Source organism: Domibacillus indicus (assembly GCF_000970685.1).
Lineage (GTDB): Bacteria > Bacillota > Bacilli > Bacillales > Domibacillaceae > Domibacillus > Domibacillus indicus.
The window spans coordinates 590,170-609,491 of sequence record NZ_LAJB01000002.1 but is presented as its reverse complement, the minus strand read 5'-3'; the positions used below and the strand labels follow the sequence as shown (position 1 = coordinate 609,491).

Genomic DNA, 19,322 nt, shown 5'->3' with positions numbered 1-19,322 from the left:
GTGCCGATAACAGGAGTGAACATTAATATGAACAACAACGACCGACTAGAACGGCAGGAGCGCATACGCAATTTCTCGATTATTGCCCATATAGACCATGGGAAATCGACGCTTGCTGACCGTATTTTAGAACAAACAAAAGCATTAACAGCGCGCGAAATGAAAAGCCAGCTTCTTGATTCAATGGATCTTGAACGCGAGCGGGGCATTACCATAAAGTTAAATGCCGTACAGCTGAATTACACAGCTAAAGACGGGCAGGATTATATTTTTCATTTAATTGATACACCGGGACACGTCGATTTCACGTATGAAGTATCAAGAAGCCTTGCCGCATGTGAAGGGGCCATACTGGTTGTCGATGCGGCCCAGGGTATCGAAGCCCAGACGCTGGCTAACGTTTATCTGGCTCTTGATAACGACCTGGAAATTTTGCCGGTGATTAATAAGATTGATCTTCCTGCTGCAGAACCGGAACGCGTGCGCAAGGAAGTAGAGGATGTAATTGGCCTTGATGCTTCAGAAGCGGTTCTTGCCTCTGCCAAAGCGGGAATTGGCATCGAAGAAATTCTGGAACAAATTGTGGAAAAAGTACCGGCGCCAACAGGAGATCCGGAAGCGCCGCTTAAGGCTTTGATTTTTGATTCGCTTTATGACGCATATCGCGGTGTTATCGCTTATATTCGTGTAGTGGACGGTACGGTCAAAGTAGGCGATAAAATCAAAATGATGGCCACCGGGAAAGAATTTGAGGTAACGGAAATTGGCGTTTTCACCCCGAAAACCACCCAAAGAAAAGAGTTAACAGTCGGCGATGTTGGATATCTTGCAGCTGCAATTAAAAATGTAGGAGATACACAAGTCGGTGACACCATTACTTCAGCAAAAAACGGGGCTTCTGAACCGCTGGCTGGTTACCGGAAATTAAATCCGATGGTGTATTGCGGTCTTTACCCAATTGATTCATCCAAGTACAATGACTTGCGCGAAGCACTTGAAAAGCTTGAGTTAAACGACTCGGCTCTTCAATACGAACCAGAAACGTCCCAGGCACTTGGCTTTGGCTTCCGCTGCGGATTCCTCGGGCTTCTTCATATGGAAATTATCCAGGAGCGGATTGAACGGGAATTTAAAATCGACTTGATTACAACAGCACCAAGCGTTATTTACCAGGTTGCGATGACAGATGGCGAAGAACTGCGGGTTGACAATCCGTCTGATATGCCGGACCCGCAAAAAATTGCGCATGTTGAAGAGCCGTACGTAAAAGCGTCTATCATTGTGCCAAACGATTACGTTGGAGCAGTCATGGAGCTGGCGCAGGGGAAACGAGGCATATTCATCGACATGCAGTACCTTGATACGAATCGTGTCAGCGTCGTGTATGAAATGCCGCTTTCTGAAATCGTATATGATTTCTTTGACCAATTAAAATCAAGCACAAAAGGATATGCCTCCTTTGACTATGAGCTTATTGGCTATAAGCAGTCCAAGCTTGTGAAGATGGATATTCTTTTGAATGCAGAAACAGTCGATGCACTGAGCTTTATTGTACACCGTGACTTTGCTTATGAGCGTGGAAAGGTTATTGTGGAAAAGCTGAAGGAACTTATCCCGCGCCAGCAGTTTGAAGTGCCGGTGCAGGCGGCAATTGGCAATAAAATTGTTGCCCGGTCAACGATTAAAGCGATGCGTAAAAATGTTTTAGCCAAGTGTTACGGCGGGGATATCTCCCGGAAACGAAAGCTTCTCGAAAAACAAAAAGAAGGAAAAAAACGCATGAAGCAGGTTGGTTCCGTAGAAGTTCCGCAGGAAGCATTTATGGCTGTCTTGAAAATGGACGATCAGCAGAAATAAAAAGAAGGTGTCCGGACTTCGGGCACCTTTCCTTTATGTATAGAAAGGTGTGAGCAAACGTGACAAACGCTGCTTATATTCATATCCCATTTTGCCATCACATTTGCCACTACTGTGATTTTAATAAAGTGTTTATGAAAAATCAGCCGGTGGAACAGTATTTGAAATGCCTTGATGAGGAAATGGGCATGGCGGAAAGAAACGGTGGCTATAAATCGATTTTTGTCGGAGGAGGCACCCCGACATCGCTTGATGCGCAGCAGCTGTTTTTATTAGTCGAATCTATTGGTCAAAGGCTTCCTTTGCTGCCGGATGCAGAATACACCTTTGAGGCAAACCCTGGCGATTTAACTCTTGAAAAAATGCGTATCTTAAAAGAAGGAGGAGTCAACCGCCTCAGCATTGGTGTGCAGTCCTTTAATGATGCTCATTTGAAGCGGATCGGACGCACTCACACAAAAAAAGATGTTTTGCGGACGCTTCATGATGCAGAAAAAGCAGGCTTTGATAATTTAAGTATTGATTTAATTTACGGGCTGCCCGAACAAACGACAGATGATGCTGTTGATACGGTCAAACAGGCAGTGGCTCTCGGGCTGCCGCATTACTCCGCTTATTCCTTAATTATCGAACCCAAGACCGTATTTTATAACTTGATGGTCAAAGGAAAGCTGCCGCTTCCAAAAGAAGAAGCTGAAGCTGAAATGTATGAAGCTGTAATGCAGGAAATGGCTGCCGGCGGCCTGTATCAGTATGAAATCAGCAACTTTGCCCGGCCGGGCTTTGAAAGCCGCCATAATCTAACGTACTGGAACAATGAAGAGTATTACGGATTTGGCGCGGGAGCGCATGGATATGTAAAAGGGCAAAGGTATGCAAACTTTGGCCCGTTGAAAAAATATATGGAGCCGATTAATGAAGGAAGATGGCCTCGTATAACCAGCCAGCAGACGACAAAGCAGGAACAAATGGAAGAAGAAATGTTTCTCGGCCTTCGAAAAACAGAAGGTGTCTCTATCTCAGCTTTTGAAAACAAATACAGTGAAAATCCACTTTGCTTTTTTAAAGAAGCAGTGGAAGAAATGACAGGCCGGGGCCTTCTTGAAATAAGAGAAGATTTTATCCGCCTGACTCATAAAGGAAAGTTTTTAGGGAACGAAGTGTTTCAATCCTTTTTAATTCAGCCGGAAATATAAGCGTACTCGTTGACAGACAAACAGGTTTTTGATAATTTAAATGTAGATTTAGCACTCGAATAGAAAGAGTGCTAACAGAGGTGATTAATGTGCTGACAGACCGCCAACTTTTCATCTTGCAAATTATAATTGATGATTTCATTCGCTCGGCTCAGCCAGTCGGGTCACGTCATCTCGCGAAGAAAAATGATGTGTCGTACAGCCCGGCTACGATTCGAAATGAAATGGCTGATCTTGAAGAAATGGGTTTCCTGGAAAAAACACATACTTCATCCGGGCGTGTTCCGTCTGAAAAAGGGTATCGTTATTATGTGGACCACCTGTTGTCGCCGGGATCTCTTCGGCGCAGCGAACGCACAGCGATTCATTCCGTTTTTGCCGACAGGCAGGAGGGACTTGAAAAAGCGATTCAAAACGCGGCGACGATTTTATCGGAATTGACCAGCTATACGTCGATCGTCCTCGGTCCTAAATTTAATGATAATAAAGTGAAAAGCCTGCAGATTATTCCGATTGATGCTCAAACTGCAGTGGCGATTATTGTAACGAATACAGGGCACGTAGAAAACAGGGTTTTTTCGCTCCCTGAAGGAATTGAACCAGCAGATATTGAAAAGATGGTCAACATTTTAAATGATCGGCTGACCGGTGTTCCGCTGTCAGAACTCCGCCACAAAATCTATAAAGAAACGACGGAGTTAATGAGGCGCCACCTTCGCAATTACGAAGCTGTACTGCATATGTTTGCAGAAGCATCCGGCGGCTCGCCGATTGGCAAGCTTTTTATCGGAGGCAAAACAAACATTTTTAATCAGCCTGAATTTCGTGATGTGGAAAAAGTGCGCCTTGTTATGGACATGATGGAAAAAGAGCACGACGTGTATCAAATGATCCGTCCGACAGATGCTAAAGCTGGTGTGCAAGTGAAAATCGGTACGGAAAATGCCGAACAGGCAATGGAAGACTGCAGTTTAATTACAGCATCTTATTCAGTGGGCGATCAGCCGGTTGGGACGATTGCGATTCTTGGGCCCAAACGGATGGAATATTCCCGTGTGATTACGCTGGTTGATTTTTTGAGCCATGATATGACGAATGTGCTGACCCGTCTTTACAATACCCGCTCTTAAATATAATGATAACTGAATGTTGGAGGTGGCATCAGTGGCAGAAGATCAAAAGCCATTGACAGAAGAAAAACCGCTTGACGAGGATCAGGCGGTTCCTTCTAAAGAAGATCAAGCCGTTGAACTGGATGAAACAATTGTCGGAGAAACAGGCGAGGAAATTTTAGAAGAAACAGAAACAAAAGAAGAACAGCTTCAAAAACAGCTGGACGAGTCAGAGGACCGTTACTTGCGTTTGCGGGCTGACTTTGATAATTTCCGACGCCGGGCAAATTTGGACCGGGAAGCGCAGGAGAAATACCGTGCCCAAAAGCTGGTAACTGAACTTTTGCCGGTGCTCGATAATTTTGAGCGCGCTTTGCAGGTTACTGCGGAGCACGATGAAACAAAATCCGTGCTTCAAGGGATGGAAATGGTGTATAACACACTTGTAAAGGCTCTTGAAAGTGAAGGGGTAGAACCAATTGAAACAGTTGGCAAGCCATTTGACCCGACGGTTCATCAGGCTGTTATGACAGACAATGATGAATCAGCGGAGCCAAATTCTGTTTTAGCTGAGCTTCAAAAAGGCTATAAACTTAAAGATCGGGTTATCCGCCCGTCAATGGTAAAAGTCAATCAATAATATTTTGATAAGCAATGATTTCAGGAGGGAATTTTAAAATGAGTAAAATTATCGGTATTGACCTTGGAACCACAAACTCTTGCGTAGCGGTGCTTGAGGGAGGCGAAGCGAAAGTTATTCCTAACCCGGAAGGCAACCGTACCACACCATCTGTGGTTGCATTTAAAAACGATGAACGCCAGGTAGGAGAAGTGGCGAAGCGCCAGGCGATCACGAATCCGAATACCATCATTTCTATTAAACGCCACATGGGAACAAACCACAAAGAAAATATTGATGGAAAAGAGTATTCACCACAAGAGATTTCCGCAATGATTTTACAGCATTTAAAAGCTTATGCAGAAGACTATTTAGGCGAAAAAGTCGATAAAGCTGTTATTACAGTTCCGGCTTATTTCAATGATGCAGAGCGTCAGGCAACAAAAGATGCCGGTAAAATTGCCGGTCTTGAAGTAGAACGTATCATCAACGAGCCGACTGCTGCGGCACTTGCATACGGCATGGATAAAACAGACCAGGATCAGACGATTCTTGTATACGACCTTGGCGGCGGTACATTTGATGTGTCTATTCTTGAACTGGGCGACGGCGTATTTGAAGTGCTTTCAACTGCCGGTGACAACCGTCTTGGCGGCGATGATTTTGATGAAGTCATCATTGATTATCTTGTAAATGAATTTAAAAAAGACAACGGCATTGATTTGTCAAAAGATAAAATGGCGATGCAGCGTTTAAAAGATGCAGCCGAAAAAGCGAAAAAAGATTTGTCCGGCGTCACTTCAACACAAATCTCTCTTCCATTTATCACAGCCGGCGAAGCAGGCCCGCTTCACCTTGAAACAACACTTTCACGTGCAAAATTTGATGAATTGTCATCAAACCTTGTAGAACGCACAATGGGTCCTGTCCGCCAGGCGCTTCAGGATGCTGGAAAAACAAACGCGGATATTGATAAAGTAATTTTAGTCGGCGGTTCGACTCGTATCCCGGCAGTGCAGGAAGCAATCAAAAAACAAACAGGCAAAGAGCCGCATAAAGGCGTTAACCCGGATGAGGTAGTAGCAATGGGTGCGGCGATTCAAGGCGGTGTACTAACAGGTGATGTAAAAGACGTTGTTCTTCTTGACGTTACACCGCTTTCGCTTGGTATTGAAACAATGGGCGGTGTATTTACGAAGCTGATTGACCGTAACACAACAATCCCGACTTCAAAATCACAGGTATTCTCAACGGCAGCTGACAACCAGCCGGCTGTAGACATTCATGTACTTCAAGGGGAGCGCCCAATGGCAGCGGATAACAAAACGCTGGGCCGCTTCCAGCTGACTGATATTCCGCCGGCACCGCGAGGCGTACCACAAATCGAAGTGACGTTTGATATCGATAAAAATGGTATCGTAAATGTAAAAGCAAAAGATCTTGGAACTCAAAAAGAGCAAAATATTACGATTCAATCTTCATCCGGCCTTTCTGACGACGAGATCGAGCGCATGGTAAAAGAAGCGGAAGAAAATGCAGATGCTGACAAGCAGCGTAAAGAAGAAGTAGAACTTCGCAACGAAGCAGACCAGCTTGTTTTCACAACAGAAAAAACAGTGAGCGAGCTTGAAGGCAAAGTGGACGAAGCAGAGCTTCAAAAAGCGACAGAGGCAAAAGATGCCCTGAAAGAAGCGATTGAAAAAGGCGATCTTGAAGAGATCCGTACAAAACGCGATGCATTGAATGAAATCGTTCAGCAGCTGTCCATGAAGCTGTACGAAGAAGCAGCAAAAGCGGCACAGGCACAGCAGGGAGCGGAAGGCGCGCCAGCGGATGACGGTGTTGTTGATGCTGAATTTGAAGAAGTAGACGACTCAAAGAATAAAAACTAAGCAAGAGCTACATGAAAAAGTCAAAGTCAGCGGTTTCCCGGCTTTGGCTTTTTTCATGAAACAAATTACCAATGAAAAGCCGATGTATGTTAAAATAGCGGTTATGTGAATGAAACGGGAGTGAAAAAGGTGAGCAAACGGGATTATTATGAAGTACTGGGTGTCCAAAAAGGAGCCTCCAAGGATGAAATCAAGAAAGCATATCGAAAACTGTCGAAGAAGTATCATCCGGATATTAACAAGGAACCGGGCGCAGATGAAAAGTTCAAAGAAATTTCTGAAGCCTATGAAGTGCTGAGTGATGATAATAAAAAAGCCCAATATGACCAATTCGGTCATGCAGGCCCGCAGCAGGGCGGCTTTGGCGGCGGCGGTTTCTCTGGCTTTGGCGGCGGCTTTGATGATATATTCAGCACGTTTTTCGGCGGCGGCGGCGGACGCCGGCGCGACCCAAATGCCCCGCGCCAGGGCGACGACCTTCAATACACAATGACTCTGTCATTCGAAGAAGCAGTTTTTGGAGTGGAAAAAGACATCACCATTCCGAAAGAAGAAGAATGCGGCACGTGCCATGGCAGCGGGGCAAAACCGGGCACTTCCCCTGAAACATGTCCGCATTGCGGCGGTGCCGGGCAGTTAAATGTAGAGCAAAACACACCGTTTGGCCGGGTGGCCACACGCCGTACGTGCCACCATTGCAGCGGCACAGGCAAAATCATTAAAGAAAAATGTTCAACATGCGGCGGCGACGGGCGTGTAACAAAAAATAAAACGATCAATGTAAAAGTGCCGGCCGGTATTGATGAAGGCCAGCAAATCCGGTTGTCGGGACAGGGAGAAGCCGGAGTAAACGGAGGACCTCCGGGAGATCTCTATGTAGTATTCCGTGTTCGTGAACATGAGTTATTCGAGCGTGAGGGCGATGACATTTATTGTGAAATGCCGATTACATTTGTACAGGCTGCGCTTGGGGATGAAATTGAAGTGCCGACTATACATGGCAAAGTGAAATTGAAAATTCCGGCAGGTACACAAAGCGGCACAAGATTCCGTCTGCGCGGCAAAGGTGTAGTAAATGTAAGAGGCTTTGGAACAGGCGATCAGCATGTTCTTGTTAAAGTAATTACACCGGTTAAATTAAGTGAAAAACAAAAACAGCTTCTTCGTGAATTTGCAGAAGTCAGTGGTGAACAGCCAAGTGAGGAAGATGGCTTTTTTGATAAAGTAAAACGCGCGCTCAAGCGTGATTAAAGCCTTGATAGGAGCTGGCAAAGATGAAATGGTCGGAAATTTGCATTGAAACCGTCAATGAAGCGGTTGAGCCGATTTCAAATATTCTGCATGAAGCGGGTGCAAGCGGTGTGGTCATTGAAGACCGTGCTGAACTGGATAAAAAGCGGGAGGGCGGCCTTTTTGGTGAGCTGTATGAGCTAAACCCGGATGATTACCCGGAAGAAGGTGTTGCCGTGAAAGCTTACTTGCCCGTTAACAGTTTTCTGCAGGAAACGGTAGATGATATTACCGCGGCAGTTAAAAATTTGGCTGTGTACCAGATTGATACGGGAAATTTGAAAGTTTCTGTCAGTGAAGTTCACGAAGAAGACTGGGCCACTGCATGGAAGCAGTATTACAATCCAGTCAAAATCTCTGAAAAGTTTACAATTGTTCCAACCTGGGAGAAATATGAACCTTTTTCGACAGATGAGATTATTATTGAACTTGACCCGGGCATGGCTTTTGGAACAGGCACACACCCGACGACCGTAATGTGTCTGCAGGCACTTGAACGATTTGTAAAACGGGATCATCACGTAGTGGATGTAGGTACTGGCTCAGGGGTTCTTGCAATTGGTGCTGCCCTGTTGGGGGCTGCTCGTGTTACTGCACTGGATTTGGACGATGTGGCCGTGTCAGCGGCCCGCCAGAACGTAGCGCTTAACCATGCTGAGGATATTGTCTCGGTTGCAAAAAATAATTTAATTGATGGCATTGATGACCAGCCGGATATAGTAGTATCCAATATACTGGCTGAAGTAATCATTTCATTTACGGGTGATGTGGCGTCTATTTTACGTCCGGGCGGCTTTTTTATTGCCTCCGGTATTATCGGCCAGAAAAAAGAGGATGTACGCAAAGCGATGACCGATGCTGGATTGTTCATTGAAGAAACCGTTGTAATGGAAGACTGGGTATGCATTGTCGGAAAAAAAGCAGAGTAAGCGGGGTACAGTCATGCAGCGATACTTTTTAACAGGTGACCAGGACGAGCAGAATATTACATTTGCAGCGGAAGATATCCATCATATCCGCCGGGTTATGCGCATGGAAGCAGGCAGCCGTGTGTATGCTGTTTTTCCGGATGGCCGGGCAGCGGTTGCTGTGCTTAATCAAGTCAGCGATGAGGCAGTTCGCGCCGAAGTAGAAGAATGGGTGGGAGCATCTGCTGAACTGCCGGCTGATATTGTCCTCGCATGCGGGCTTGTGAAAGGCGATAAATTCGATTATATTATACAAAAAGGAACAGAACTCGGCGCAGCCGGGTTTATTCCTTTTGAAGCTGCGCGTTCAATTGTAAAATGGGACCGGAAAAAAGGGAGCAAAAAAACAGAACGGTGGCAAAAGATTGCAAAAGAAGCGGCGGAACAGTCTCATCGAAACCGGATTCCGGCCGTGTCGGAACCAATGTCTCTGGAGGAGCTGATCGAGTATGGAAAACAATTCGATACACTCCTTTTCGCTTATGAAGAATCGGCCAGGGACGGAGAAATGACCGCTTTTTATGAAGCGGTCAGCAGTATGCAGCAGGGAGGACGGATGCTTGTTGTATCAGGACCCGAGGGCGGGTTTTCTGAGCGGGAGGCGGACCGCTTGAAAAGCAGCGGCTTCGTTCCCTGTGCGCTTGGCCCAAGAATTCTTCGGGCCGAAACCGCGCCGTTATACGTTCTTTCTGCGGCATCGTTTTATTTAGAATTGAAGAGGTGATATACATGCCAACCGTGGCATTTCATACATTAGGCTGCAAAGTAAACCATTATGAAACGGAAGCAATCTGGCAGCTGTTTGAGCAAAAAGGCTATGAACGGACAGATTTTGAAAAAACATCTGATGTATATGTAATCAATACATGTACGGTGACCAACACGGGAGATAAGAAAAGCCGGCAGGTGATTCGCCGGGCAGTCCGTAAAAACCCGGATGCGGTTATTTGTGTGACAGGATGCTATGCACAAACGTCCCCGGCTGAAATTATGGCCATTCCTGGTGTTGACGTAGTTGTAGGCACGCAGGACCGAGTCAAAATGCTCGATTACATTGAGCAGTTTAAAGCGGAACGCCAGCCTATCAATGCAGTCGGAAATATTATGAAAAACCGTGTTTATGAGGAATTGGATGTTCCGGCTTTCACAGACCGGACGAGAGCTTCCCTGAAAATTCAGGAAGGCTGCAATAATTTCTGCACATTTTGTATTATTCCATGGGCCCGCGGCTTAATGCGGTCACGCAATCCGGAAGAAGTAATCCGCCAGGCCAGCCAGCTCGTGCAGTCAGGCTATCAGGAAATTGTTTTAACCGGCATTCACACCGGCGGCTATGGTTCTGATTTTAAAGATTATAATTTAGCGATGCTTCTTCGTGACCTGGAAGCGAAAGTGCCGGGTTTAAAAAGAATTCGTATTTCCTCTATTGAAGCAAGTCAGTTAACGGATGAAGTAATTGATGTAATCGATAAGTCCAATATAGTCGTACGCCATATGCATATCCCGCTTCAATCAGGGTCGGATACTGTCTTGAAACGGATGCGCCGCAAGTATACAATGGCTGCCTTTGCAGACCGTCTTACCCGCTTAAAGGAAGCACTGCCGGGTCTCGCGGTTACGTCGGATGTTATTGTCGGGTTCCCGGGGGAAACAGAAGAAGAATTTATGGAAACCTATAATTTTATTAAAGAGCATAAATTTTCTGAACTGCATGTATTCCCTTATTCCAAACGGACCGGCACACCGGCAGCGCGCATGGATGACCAGGTGGATGAAGAAATAAAAAATGAACGGGTTCATAAACTAATTGCCCTGTCTGACCAGCTTGCAAAAGAATACGCAGCTCAATTTGAAGGAGAAGTGCTTGAAGTTATTCCAGAGGAGCCATTTAAAGAAGGCGGAGAAGGACTTTACAGCGGCTATACAGATAATTATTTAAAAGTTGTGTTCCCCGCAACAGAGGAAATGGTCGGAAAGATTGTAAAAGTAAAAATAACAAAAGCAGGCTATCCGTATAACGAAGGACAATTCGTCCGGGTAATGGAAGCTGCTCATGCATAAAACCGGCAGCTCTGCCGGTTTTTTGTTTATTTTCTCGCAAGAAGTGCATGATAGTGATAAAATAAAGAGGTACGGACAACTAATGGAAAGGGGTATCATGCCATGATCACCGATACATTTGGAAATATCGCTAAAACGATTGACCATACACTTTTAAAAGCAGATGCCACAAAAGAACAAGTGGCACAATTATGTGAAGAAGCAAGCCGGCATGGATTTGCTTCGGTCTGCGTAAATCCGGCCCGTGTAAAGCAGGCAGCGGAATTGCTTCGCGGCTCTGACGTAAAAGTCTGCACGGTTGTTGGGTTCCCGCTTGGCGCAACCATTACGGAAGTAAAAGCATTTGAAGCCAAAACGGCTATTGAGCATGGAGCGGCGGAAGTTGACATGGTCATCAACATCGGTGCTTTAAAGGATGGCGATTTAGAGACGGTCGAAAAAGACATTAAAGCCGTAACAGCATCATCTCAAGGAAAAGCGCTAGTAAAAGTGATTATCGAAACAAGCCTTCTCACCGATAAAGAAAAGAAAACAGCGTGCGAACTGGCCGTTGCGGCAGGAGCGGACTACGTAAAAACATCGACTGGCTTTTCAGCAGGAGGGGCTACAGAAGAAGACATCCAATTAATGCGTGAAACAGTGGGCCCTAAGATTGGCGTAAAAGCATCCGGGGGTGTCCGTACACAGCAGGACGCGATGAATATGATTAAGGCGGGAGCTACACGGATTGGTGCCAGCTCTGGTATTGCGATTGTAAAAGGTGTCGAAGGAGAAGCAGGCTATTAATCGTGCATTTTTTGTAAAGAAAGTTTCTTGACGGTCGAAAGTACATGTATTATAATAGTTCAGTACATGGAATTTCCATCGTAATGTGTTCGGAGGGAGGGAAAAAGAAATGTCAAAAACTGTTGTTCGCAAAAACGAATCGCTTGAAGATGCTCTTCGCCGTTTCAAGAAAACTGTTTCTAAAACAGGCACCCTGCAGGAGTACAGAAAGCGTGAATTTTATGAAAAACCAAGCGTGAAACGCAAAAAGAAATCTGAAGCAGCTCGTAAGCGTAAGTTCTAAGAGGAGGTTTTTTTATGAGTCTTCTCGGACGTCTTAATGACGAGATGAAGCAAGCGATGAAGAACAAAGAGAAAGAAAAGCTGACAGTCATCCGTATGCTGAAAGCTTCATTGCAAAATGAAGGCATTAAAGCGGGCGGAAGGGATCTGACAGAAGAGGAAGAACTGACAGTCCTTTCTCGCGAAGTGAAACAGCGCAAAGACTCCCTCCACGAGTTTGAAAAAGCCGGCCGCGGGGACCTTGTGGCCAAAATTCAAACTGAACTGACTTACGTGAACGAATATATGCCGGAACAGCTTTCAGAAGAAGAAGTTTCAGCCATTGTTGATGAAACAATCGCTGAAACAGGAGCTTCTGCAAAAGCGGACATGGGAAAAGTGATGGCTGCGCTTATGCCAAAAGTAAAAGGCAAAGCGGATGGCTCGCTTGTTAACCGTCTTGTCCAGCAAAAGCTTTCCTAAAAAACTGCCGTCCAATCAGGGCGGCAGTTTTTTTATTTATTCTATGAAACTTTTTGCCCGGTTATTCCGTATAGATAAGAAAGAACCGGCAGGAAGGCGGTGAAACAAATTCGAAATAAAAAAACAATCGGATTGCTTGCAGCTATTCCATTTCTGCTGGCATTCGATAGCAGCGGACGATTCGTTGATTTTGCGACCAATCCAATTGTCGTTACAGTACTGTTATCGGTCATGCTGACAGGATTTGTTTTGGAATTATTTACACCAGGGTTTGGTATACCTGGGGCAGCCGGCACGCTTGCATTAATTATTTTTACTGCAGGGCATGTTATGTCAGGAGATGCCGGTATTTTGACAGTGCTGCTTATTGTGGCAGGCGTTATTTTTATCCTTGCAGAAGTCATACTGCCCGGAGGAATCGTCGGCTTCATCGGCTTCTTGTTATTTGCAGCAGGCGTTCTTTATGCTGGGGCAAGTATGCTTTTGATGGCCATTTCTCTCTTAATTGCCTTTTTAATAGCAACAGCAGCACTGATTTTAATGATAAAGGTGTTGGGGAAAGAAATGAAATTTTTTAGAAAGTTCATTTTAAGCGATTCGACTGATACGGAGCATGGTTATGTTTCCAATGTAACGCGTATCGAATTAATTGGAAAAATTGGCAAGACGAAAACAGCGCTACGTCCATCTGGCACTATAGTTATTGAGGGAGAACGCATCGACGCTGTCGCAGAAGGTGTTTTTATCGCGGCCGGAAAAGAAGTAGCTGTGGTAAAAACAGAAGGTATCCGTGTAGTAGTAAGAGAAACGGAGTCATAAAAGGAGGAAGATTGAATGTTTGCAGGAAACACCATTTTATTACTCGTAGCAATTGCTGCTGCAATTATCTTGCTTAGTATTTTGCTGACGCTTGTACCTGTTGCGCTCTGGATTTCAGCGCTTGCAGCCGGAGTAAAAATCAGTATATTTACTTTAATTGGTATGCGTCTTCGCCGGGTTATTCCAAGCCGTGTAGTTAACCCGCTTATTAAAGCTTCAAAAGCAGGTCTTGGATTAAGCATTAATCAGCTTGAAAGCCATTACCTCGCCGGAGGAAATGTAGACCGGGTTGTGAATGCGCTTATTGCCGCCCATCGAGCGAACATCGAATTAACATTTGAACGGGCTGCTGCGATTGACCTGGCCGGGCGTGACGTATTGGAAGCTGTTCAAATGAGTGTAAACCCGAAAGTAATCGAAACGCCATTTATCGCAGGTGTGGCGATGAATGGAATTGAAGTAAAAGCGAAAGCCCGCATTACAGTCCGGGCAAATATTGACCGGCTTGTTGGGGGTGCGGGTGAGGAAACGATTGTTGCCCGTGTTGGTGAGGGCATTGTATCGACTATTGGTTCCAGCGATCATCATAAAAAGGTGCTGGAAAACCCTGATATGATTTCGCAAACAGTTTTAAACAAAGGGCTGGATTCTGGAACGGCTTTTGAAATTCTGTCCATTGATATTGCAGATGTGGATATCGGTAAAAATATCGGCGCTGAACTTCAAACAGAGCAAGCGGAAGCCGACAAAAATATTGCCCAGGCGAAAGCAGAAGAAAGACGTGCGATGGCCGTGGCAAAAGAGCAGGAAATGAAAGCGCGCGTTGAAGAAATGCGGGCGAAAGTAGTAGAAGCAGAAGCAGATGTGCCCCGCGCGATGGGTGAAGCGCTTCGTGCCGGAAATATTGGCGTAATGGATTACTTAAATATCCAAAACCTCTCAGCGGATACAGATATGCGTGATGCGATCAGCGGTCTTGGCGACAAGAAAAAAGATCATAAGAAGGACTAACAGTAGCATAAGGGGGTCATCGCAATAGAAGGGTTAATTTTTGCAATTATTGCCGGTTTGATCTCGCTTTTTTTGGGCAGAAACGCAAAACAGGAAACATCTAAAACGAGCAAACAAAAAGCAGAGCAGAAGCAGAAAGGCCCATCTGGTCAAATGGATTCGAAGCCGGCCGAGCAGCCTCGGCCTGCCGCTGTTTCAACAGGCCGGAAGCAGCTTAAGCCGCCGGAAAACAGTGAAAAGCTGTCCCCGTCTGCCCGGACGAACCGGATGAAAAAAGAGGAGCCTGCTTCTGTTATTGATACGTGGACAGGTGAAGATATGATTAAAGGCATTGTCCTATCGGAAATACTTGGACCGCCAAAGTCAAAACGCAAAAAGTGATGAATGCCCCTTTCTTTTCATACATATATGAAAAAGAAAGGGGCGTTTTTTATGAAGTGGATGGGGAAAATGGCGGGTCTGCCGGAAGACGCTGTCGGGCGGATTCCGAGAGTGGTTGTAATCGGTAAAGGCAAGGTGGTTGTATACAATGCTGAAAAGCTGGAACAGTTTACAAGCCAATCTGTGCGTATTCAGCTATTGGATGCTGTTCTTGAAATAAAAGGGAAAAAGCTGGAGGTAATTGAGCTGATGCCGGCTGAGCTAGTAATTGAAGGAGCCATTACCACTGTTTTTATGAAGGAAAAGAAAAGTGTCTGACTTCTTTTTCACTGGCGCTGTAACTGTACTGATTAAAGGAGAAGAAGCCCCTCTATTTCCAGGCCGATTACATCAACGAGGGGTGACATTAAAAAATCTTCGATACAGCCGCGACAATGAAGTCCGGTTTTGTATATCTGTCCGGGATGTAGGCAAGCTCCGTCAGGAAGCAAGGCTGTTTTCCGGTAAAGTTCAATTTGAAGACAGGACAGGTTTTCCATTTATAAAAAAGCGGCTTGCCCGATACGCACCATTTTTCTTGACAAGTATTTGCTTTTTTATTGCCATGATTCTTTTATCCGCAATGATTATTCGGATCGATATCCAGGGAGCAGATGCAGAGCTGGAAGGAGATGTCCGTTTGTTTTTGCGAAAAGAAGGCATTCGAGAAGGAGCAGTTCGTTTAAATGAGCTGGACCTGGAGAAAATCTCAAGGCGTGCCGTGCAGGAGATTCCCGGCGTTGTGCGTGTTTCAATTGAAAAAAAAGGGGTTGCTTATGTTGTCGATGTTTCTGCTGAAAAGAAAAAAGGGAATACTAAAAAAGAGGGCACTCATTTAAAGGCCTCTAAATCAGGTGTGGTATATGATTTATTTGTAGAGCGCGGAATAGCAGCGGTTCGGCGGGGAGATTTTATAAAGGCCGGAGAACGGCTGGTTACGGGCACCAAAAAAAAGCCGGCCTCTGGAACAGTAACAGCGGAAACATGGTACAAGGCCACAGTAACCATCGGCAGCTCCTTGAAAACGCGGAATGGGGAAGAAAGAAAAAGCATCTTTTTTTCGCTTGGAGAAAAAGAATACAGCCTCTGGACTGCTTCTCCATTTTCGAAGCCCGTTCAATCTGAAGAAAACCGTTATTCTTTTCACTTTTTTTCTTACCGGCTGCCTGTTTCTGTACGAACTGAAACATACTATCCACTAAAGCCGGTTACAGCGATTGAATCAAAGGCTGAACAAGAAAAAAAAGCTGTTCAGGCAGCCAGGGGAGCTTTGATGGCCAGGCTGCCTAAAAAGGCAGTCATTATAGGCGAAAACGTTTTACAGAAGAGGGTCGAAAATGGTAAAGTAAAAGTGATTATACACTTCCAAGTACTAGAAAATATTGCAATTAACTAACGTGCCAGCTAAGGAGAATGATTGAATGCAGGAAGAACTGAAGTCAGCAGCCGTCGCTCTTGGCGACCAAAACGAAGCCGTATTATTGTTCGGCGTTTCCGATCGCCATTTGGCGATCATGGAAGAAGAGTTCCACGTATCAATGGTTACACGGGGAGAAGCGGTCCATATATCAGGACCCGCCCAAAACGTTGAAAAAGCACGCATTGTAGTGGAGCAGCTGCTCGGTGTCATTCGCAAGCAAATTAACATAAGTGAACGTGATGTTATTAACGCTGTTCAAATGGCTAAAAATAACACAATTGAATATTTAGATGAGTTATATGAGGAAGAAATAACAAAAAATGCCAAAGGGAAGTCCATTCGTATTAAAACCCTTGGACAGCGGGACTACATTGAAGCAATCCGAAGCAAGGATCTTGTATTTGGCATTGGTCCGGCCGGAACCGGCAAAACGTATCTGGCTGTTGTTATGGCGGTGCGTGCCTTAAAAAACAGCCAGGTCAAGCGTATTATTTTAACGAGGCCAGCAGTGGAAGCGGGCGAAAGCCTCGGCTTTTTGCCGGGAGATTTAAAAGAAAAAGTTGACCCGTATCTGCGTCCCCTGTATGATGCGCTTCATGATGTTCTTGGAGCAGAGCACACTGAACGGATGATTGAACGCGGAACAATTGAAGTGGCGCCGCTTGCTTATATGCGCGGCCGCACACTGGATGATGCTTTTGTTATTTTAGATGAAGCACAAAATACAACAAATGCACAAATGAAAATGTTTTTAACCCGGCTCGGCTTTGGCTCTAAAATGGTTATCACCGGTGACCAGACCCAGATTGATTTGCCTAAAGGTGCCGTATCAGGCCTTGTGTCTGCGGAGCGGATTCTTAACAATACATCTGGCATTTCGTTTGTACATTTAAATCAGACGGATGTTGTTCGGCACCCGCTCGTAGCCAAAGTCATTACAGCATACGAAAAAGCAGAAAAAGGAGATGGGGGCAATGGCACTCGTCGTTGATTTTTTGGATGAAACGAATAACCTTGCGGAAGACGCAGCGAAGCTTTCTGAAGAACTGCTGCAGCTGGCGGCAGCGAAAGAGTCCGTGCCGGATGGAAGTGAAGTATCCGTTACATTTGTGACAAATGAGCGGATTCGGGAAATAAACCGGGAGTATCGGGATAAAGACACACCGACCGATGTGATTTCGTTTGCGCTGGAGGAAATGAGCGAAGATGAAGTCGCCATTACCGGAGCAGAGATTCCCAGGGTTTTAGGTGATATTATTATTTCAACTGACCGGGCGAAAGAACAGGCAGAAGAGTACGGCCATTCATTTGAACGGGAGCTTGGATTCTTAACCGTCCACGGATTCCTCCATTTGCTTGGTTATGACCATATGAATGAGCAGGATGAAAAAGAGATGTTTGGCCGCCAAAAAGATATTTTGGATGCGTATGGACTTGAAAGGTAAACAGGCGTTCAGCCCAAAAAGACTCTTATCTTCGTTTTGCTTTGCCGGGAATGGCTTAAAACTGGCGTTGCTTGAACCAAATATACGTGTTCACGCTGCTGCAGGTATTCTAGTATCTGCAGCTGGTTTTATTTTTCAGCTGACACGAATGGAATGGTGTATCCTTGTTTTGACCATAGCAGGCGTGATTGCTCTTGAAATGGTTAATACCGCTATTGAAAAAACAGTGGATCTGGTAACGGAAGAATACCGGCCGCTCGCCAAAATGGCAAAAGATCTCGCTGCCGGCGCAGTTCTTTTGTTTGCCTGCATGGCAGTGATAATCGGGTGTATTTTATTTATACCAAAAATTTTAACGAGGTGAACGGCATGAATGAACAGCAGCTTATGAAAGCAGCAAAAGAAGCGCGCGAACGAGCGTATGTTCCTTATTCGAACTTTAAAGTTGGCGCTGCCCTGCTGACAAAAGACGGACAAATATTTGGCGGCTGTAATATTGAAAATGCAGCCTACAGCGTTGTCAACTGTGCTGAGCGTACGGCCATTTTTAAAGCATGGTCAGAAGGTGCGAGCGAGTTTGCCGGCATTGCTGTTGTAGCGGATACAAAAAGACCGGTGCCCCCATGTGGTGCGTGCCGGCAGGTAATAGCTGAGCTTTGCCCGCCGGATATGCCGGTTATACTGACAAATTTAGAAGGCGATGTGCAGAAGCTGACCGTTTCGGAGCTTCTGCCGGGCGCTTTTTCACCGGAGGATTTGAATGGAGAGTAATAATAACTATAAATCAGGATTTATTTCAATTATTGGCCGTCCGAATGTCGGCAAATCAACATTCTTAAATCGGGTCATTGGCCAAAAGATCGCCATTATGAGCGACAAGCCGCAGACGACCCGTAATAAAGTGCAGGGCGTCCTGACTGCAGATGAAGCCCAGATGATTTTTATTGATACACCTGGTATTCATAAGCCGAAGCATAAACTGGGTGACTTTATGATGAAAACAGCAGTGAATACACTGAAGGAAGTAGACCTCATCCTTTTTATGATTAATGCTGAAGAAGGCTTTGGCGGCGGGGACGAATTTATTATTGAAAAGCTCAAAGGGATAAAAACACCTATTTTTCTGGTGATTAACAAAATTGACCGCGTTCACCCCGATAAATTGATGGAGCTTATTGTCCAGTACAAGGAACTGCTTGAATTTACGGAGATTGTGCCGATTTCCGCCTTAGAAGGCAATAATGTGGACCGGCTGCTGGAGCAAATTAAAAAACAGCTTCCGGAAGGCCCTCAATATTATCCGGCTGATCAAGTGACAGATCACCCCGAGCGCTTTATCGTTTCCGAATTAATTCGTGAAAAAGTGCTGCACTTAACACGGGAGGAAGTGCCGCATTCCATTGCGGTTGTCATTGATAAAATTTCTAAACGGGATGGAAAAGACATGATTGATGTTATGGCTACCATTGTAGTGGAGCGTGACTCGCAAAAAGGAATTGTCATTGGAAAGCAGGGTGCACTTTTAAAAGAAGTCGGCAAACGCTCACGGCAGGACATTGAACATTTGCTTGGATCGAAGGTGTTTTTAGAATTATGGGTAAAGGTTCAAAAGGACTGGCGGAATAAAGCCGCGAATTTACGGGACTTTGGCTTCAAGGAAGACGAATATTAATGTCCGAATA

Annotated in this window: 22 protein-coding genes; all 22 read left to right on the top strand. The window is 45.3% G+C overall.

The annotated features are described in order from the left end of the window. Window positions 1-27 precede the first annotated feature (27 nt). The 22 genes from lepA to era all read left to right on the top strand — a co-directional run bounded on the left by lepA (window position 28) and on the right by era (window position 19,312). Window positions 28-1,857 (top strand): translation elongation factor 4, encoded by a 1,830-nt coding sequence (lepA, locus tag VP98_RS03480; protein WP_046173881.1) that lies wholly within the window; start codon window positions 28-30, stop codon window positions 1,855-1,857. 59 nt (window positions 1,858-1,916) lie between these two features. Further along, on the top strand, window positions 1,917-3,053 hold the full coding sequence (gene hemW, locus VP98_RS03475) for a radical SAM family heme chaperone HemW (RefSeq protein WP_046173880.1): 1,137 nt from the start codon (window positions 1,917-1,919) through the stop codon (window positions 3,051-3,053). Between the two features lie 89 nt (window positions 3,054-3,142). Then, window positions 3,143-4,183: a heat-inducible transcriptional repressor HrcA gene (gene hrcA, locus VP98_RS03470; protein WP_046174143.1), complete on the top strand. Its 1,041-nt coding sequence runs from the start codon at window positions 3,143-3,145 to the stop codon at window positions 4,181-4,183. 16 nt (window positions 4,184-4,199) lie between these two features. Further along, the gene (gene grpE, locus VP98_RS03465; protein ID WP_082087808.1) at window positions 4,200-4,805 is read left to right on the top strand and encodes a nucleotide exchange factor GrpE; all 606 of its coding nucleotides are present in this window, start codon (window positions 4,200-4,202) and stop codon (window positions 4,803-4,805) included. Window positions 4,806-4,843: 38 nt separating this feature from the next. Then, the gene (gene dnaK / locus VP98_RS03460; RefSeq protein ID WP_046173879.1) at window positions 4,844-6,676 is read left to right on the top strand and encodes a molecular chaperone DnaK; all 1,833 of its coding nucleotides are present in this window, start codon (window positions 4,844-4,846) and stop codon (window positions 6,674-6,676) included. A gap of 129 nt (window positions 6,677-6,805) precedes the next feature. Then, window positions 6,806-7,927, top strand: a complete 1,122-nt coding sequence (gene dnaJ / locus VP98_RS03455; protein WP_046173878.1) for a molecular chaperone DnaJ — start codon at window positions 6,806-6,808, stop codon at window positions 7,925-7,927. 23 nt (window positions 7,928-7,950) lie between these two features. Beyond that, entirely contained in the window at window positions 7,951-8,895 is a 945-nt protein-coding gene (prmA, locus tag VP98_RS03450; protein WP_046173877.1) for a 50S ribosomal protein L11 methyltransferase, read from the top strand. 13 nt (window positions 8,896-8,908) lie between these two features. Continuing rightward, window positions 8,909-9,658 (top strand): 16S rRNA (uracil(1498)-N(3))-methyltransferase, encoded by a 750-nt coding sequence (locus VP98_RS03445; RefSeq protein ID WP_046173876.1) that lies wholly within the window; start codon window positions 8,909-8,911, stop codon window positions 9,656-9,658. A gap of 5 nt (window positions 9,659-9,663) precedes the next feature. After that, entirely contained in the window at window positions 9,664-10,995 is a 1,332-nt protein-coding gene (mtaB, locus tag VP98_RS03440; protein ID WP_046173875.1) for a tRNA (N(6)-L-threonylcarbamoyladenosine(37)-C(2))-methylthiotransferase MtaB, read from the top strand. A gap of 102 nt (window positions 10,996-11,097) precedes the next feature. Beyond that, window positions 11,098-11,781, top strand: a complete 684-nt coding sequence (gene deoC, locus VP98_RS03435; protein ID WP_046173874.1) for a deoxyribose-phosphate aldolase — start codon at window positions 11,098-11,100, stop codon at window positions 11,779-11,781. A gap of 109 nt (window positions 11,782-11,890) precedes the next feature. Further along, window positions 11,891-12,064: a 30S ribosomal protein S21 gene (gene rpsU, locus VP98_RS03430; RefSeq protein WP_018393973.1), complete on the top strand. Its 174-nt coding sequence runs from the start codon at window positions 11,891-11,893 to the stop codon at window positions 12,062-12,064. A 14-nt stretch (window positions 12,065-12,078) separates the two neighbouring features. Beyond that, window positions 12,079-12,525 carry a GatB/YqeY domain-containing protein gene (locus tag VP98_RS03425; protein WP_046173873.1) on the top strand — a complete coding sequence of 149 codons (447 nt, stop codon included), beginning with the start codon at window positions 12,079-12,081 and terminating at the stop codon, window positions 12,523-12,525. 99 nt (window positions 12,526-12,624) lie between these two features. Then, window positions 12,625-13,344 (top strand): NfeD family protein, encoded by a 720-nt coding sequence (locus VP98_RS03420; protein WP_231584101.1) that lies wholly within the window; start codon window positions 12,625-12,627, stop codon window positions 13,342-13,344. 15 nt (window positions 13,345-13,359) lie between these two features. Further along, a complete protein-coding gene (gene floA / locus VP98_RS03415) occupies window positions 13,360-14,355 on the top strand; it encodes a flotillin-like protein FloA (protein ID WP_046173872.1) in 996 nt (331 codons plus the stop codon). Between the two features lie 72 nt (window positions 14,356-14,427). Next, window positions 14,428-14,736 (top strand): hypothetical protein, encoded by a 309-nt coding sequence (locus VP98_RS03410; RefSeq protein WP_197076543.1) that lies wholly within the window; start codon window positions 14,428-14,430, stop codon window positions 14,734-14,736. Between the two features lie 51 nt (window positions 14,737-14,787). Further along, window positions 14,788-15,054, top strand: a complete 267-nt coding sequence (locus tag VP98_RS03405) for a YabP/YqfC family sporulation protein (protein ID WP_046173870.1) — start codon at window positions 14,788-14,790, stop codon at window positions 15,052-15,054. Then, window positions 15,047-16,171: a sporulation protein YqfD gene (locus VP98_RS03400; protein ID WP_046173869.1), complete on the top strand. Its 1,125-nt coding sequence runs from the start codon at window positions 15,047-15,049 to the stop codon at window positions 16,169-16,171. Before VP98_RS03405 ends, VP98_RS03400 begins: the two co-directional genes overlap by 8 nt. A gap of 25 nt (window positions 16,172-16,196) precedes the next feature. Continuing rightward, entirely contained in the window at window positions 16,197-17,186 is a 990-nt protein-coding gene (locus VP98_RS03395; RefSeq protein ID WP_046173868.1) for a PhoH family protein, read from the top strand. Further along, the gene (gene ybeY / locus VP98_RS03390) at window positions 17,170-17,640 is read left to right on the top strand and encodes an rRNA maturation RNase YbeY (RefSeq protein ID WP_046173867.1); all 471 of its coding nucleotides are present in this window, start codon (window positions 17,170-17,172) and stop codon (window positions 17,638-17,640) included. Before VP98_RS03395 ends, ybeY begins: the two co-directional genes overlap by 17 nt. Further along, a complete protein-coding gene (locus tag VP98_RS03385; protein ID WP_231584100.1) occupies window positions 17,624-18,004 on the top strand; it encodes a diacylglycerol kinase family protein in 381 nt (126 codons plus the stop codon). The genes ybeY and VP98_RS03385 overlap by 17 nt, the downstream gene beginning before the upstream one ends. Continuing rightward, window positions 18,001-18,411: a cytidine deaminase gene (locus VP98_RS03380; protein WP_231584114.1), complete on the top strand. Its 411-nt coding sequence runs from the start codon at window positions 18,001-18,003 to the stop codon at window positions 18,409-18,411. Before VP98_RS03385 ends, VP98_RS03380 begins: the two co-directional genes overlap by 4 nt. Continuing rightward, window positions 18,401-19,312 carry a GTPase Era gene (era, locus tag VP98_RS03375; protein ID WP_046173864.1) on the top strand — a complete coding sequence of 304 codons (912 nt, stop codon included), beginning with the start codon at window positions 18,401-18,403 and terminating at the stop codon, window positions 19,310-19,312. The genes VP98_RS03380 and era overlap by 11 nt, the downstream gene beginning before the upstream one ends. Window positions 19,313-19,322: the final 10 nt, after the last annotated feature.

Bases quoted from the DNA above. Each gene is read 5' to 3' on its own strand.
- lepA (WP_046173881.1), top strand. From the start codon at position 28: ATGAACAACAACGACCGACTAGAACGGCAGGAGCGCATACGCAATTTC.
- grpE (WP_082087808.1), top strand. From the start codon at position 4,200: ATGTTGGAGGTGGCATCAGTGGCAGAAGATCAAAAGCCATTGACAGAA.
- dnaK (WP_046173879.1), top strand. From the start codon at position 4,844: ATGAGTAAAATTATCGGTATTGACCTTGGAACCACAAACTCTTGCGTA.
- prmA (WP_046173877.1), top strand. From the start codon at position 7,951: ATGAAATGGTCGGAAATTTGCATTGAAACCGTCAATGAAGCGGTTGAG.
- VP98_RS03445 (WP_046173876.1), top strand. From the start codon at position 8,909: ATGCAGCGATACTTTTTAACAGGTGACCAGGACGAGCAGAATATTACA.
- mtaB (WP_046173875.1), top strand. From the start codon at position 9,664: ATGCCAACCGTGGCATTTCATACATTAGGCTGCAAAGTAAACCATTAT.
- deoC (WP_046173874.1), top strand. From the start codon at position 11,098: ATGATCACCGATACATTTGGAAATATCGCTAAAACGATTGACCATACA.
- rpsU (WP_018393973.1), top strand. From the start codon at position 11,891: ATGTCAAAAACTGTTGTTCGCAAAAACGAATCGCTTGAAGATGCTCTT.
- VP98_RS03425 (WP_046173873.1), top strand. From the start codon at position 12,079: ATGAGTCTTCTCGGACGTCTTAATGACGAGATGAAGCAAGCGATGAAG.
- floA (WP_046173872.1), top strand. From the start codon at position 13,360: ATGTTTGCAGGAAACACCATTTTATTACTCGTAGCAATTGCTGCTGCA.
- VP98_RS03405 (WP_046173870.1), top strand. From the start codon at position 14,788: ATGAAGTGGATGGGGAAAATGGCGGGTCTGCCGGAAGACGCTGTCGGG.
- VP98_RS03395 (WP_046173868.1), top strand. From the start codon at position 16,197: ATGCAGGAAGAACTGAAGTCAGCAGCCGTCGCTCTTGGCGACCAAAAC.
- ybeY (WP_046173867.1), top strand. From the start codon at position 17,170: ATGGCACTCGTCGTTGATTTTTTGGATGAAACGAATAACCTTGCGGAA.
- VP98_RS03385 (WP_231584100.1), top strand. From the start codon at position 17,624: ATGGACTTGAAAGGTAAACAGGCGTTCAGCCCAAAAAGACTCTTATCT.
- era (WP_046173864.1), top strand. From the start codon at position 18,401: ATGGAGAGTAATAATAACTATAAATCAGGATTTATTTCAATTATTGGC.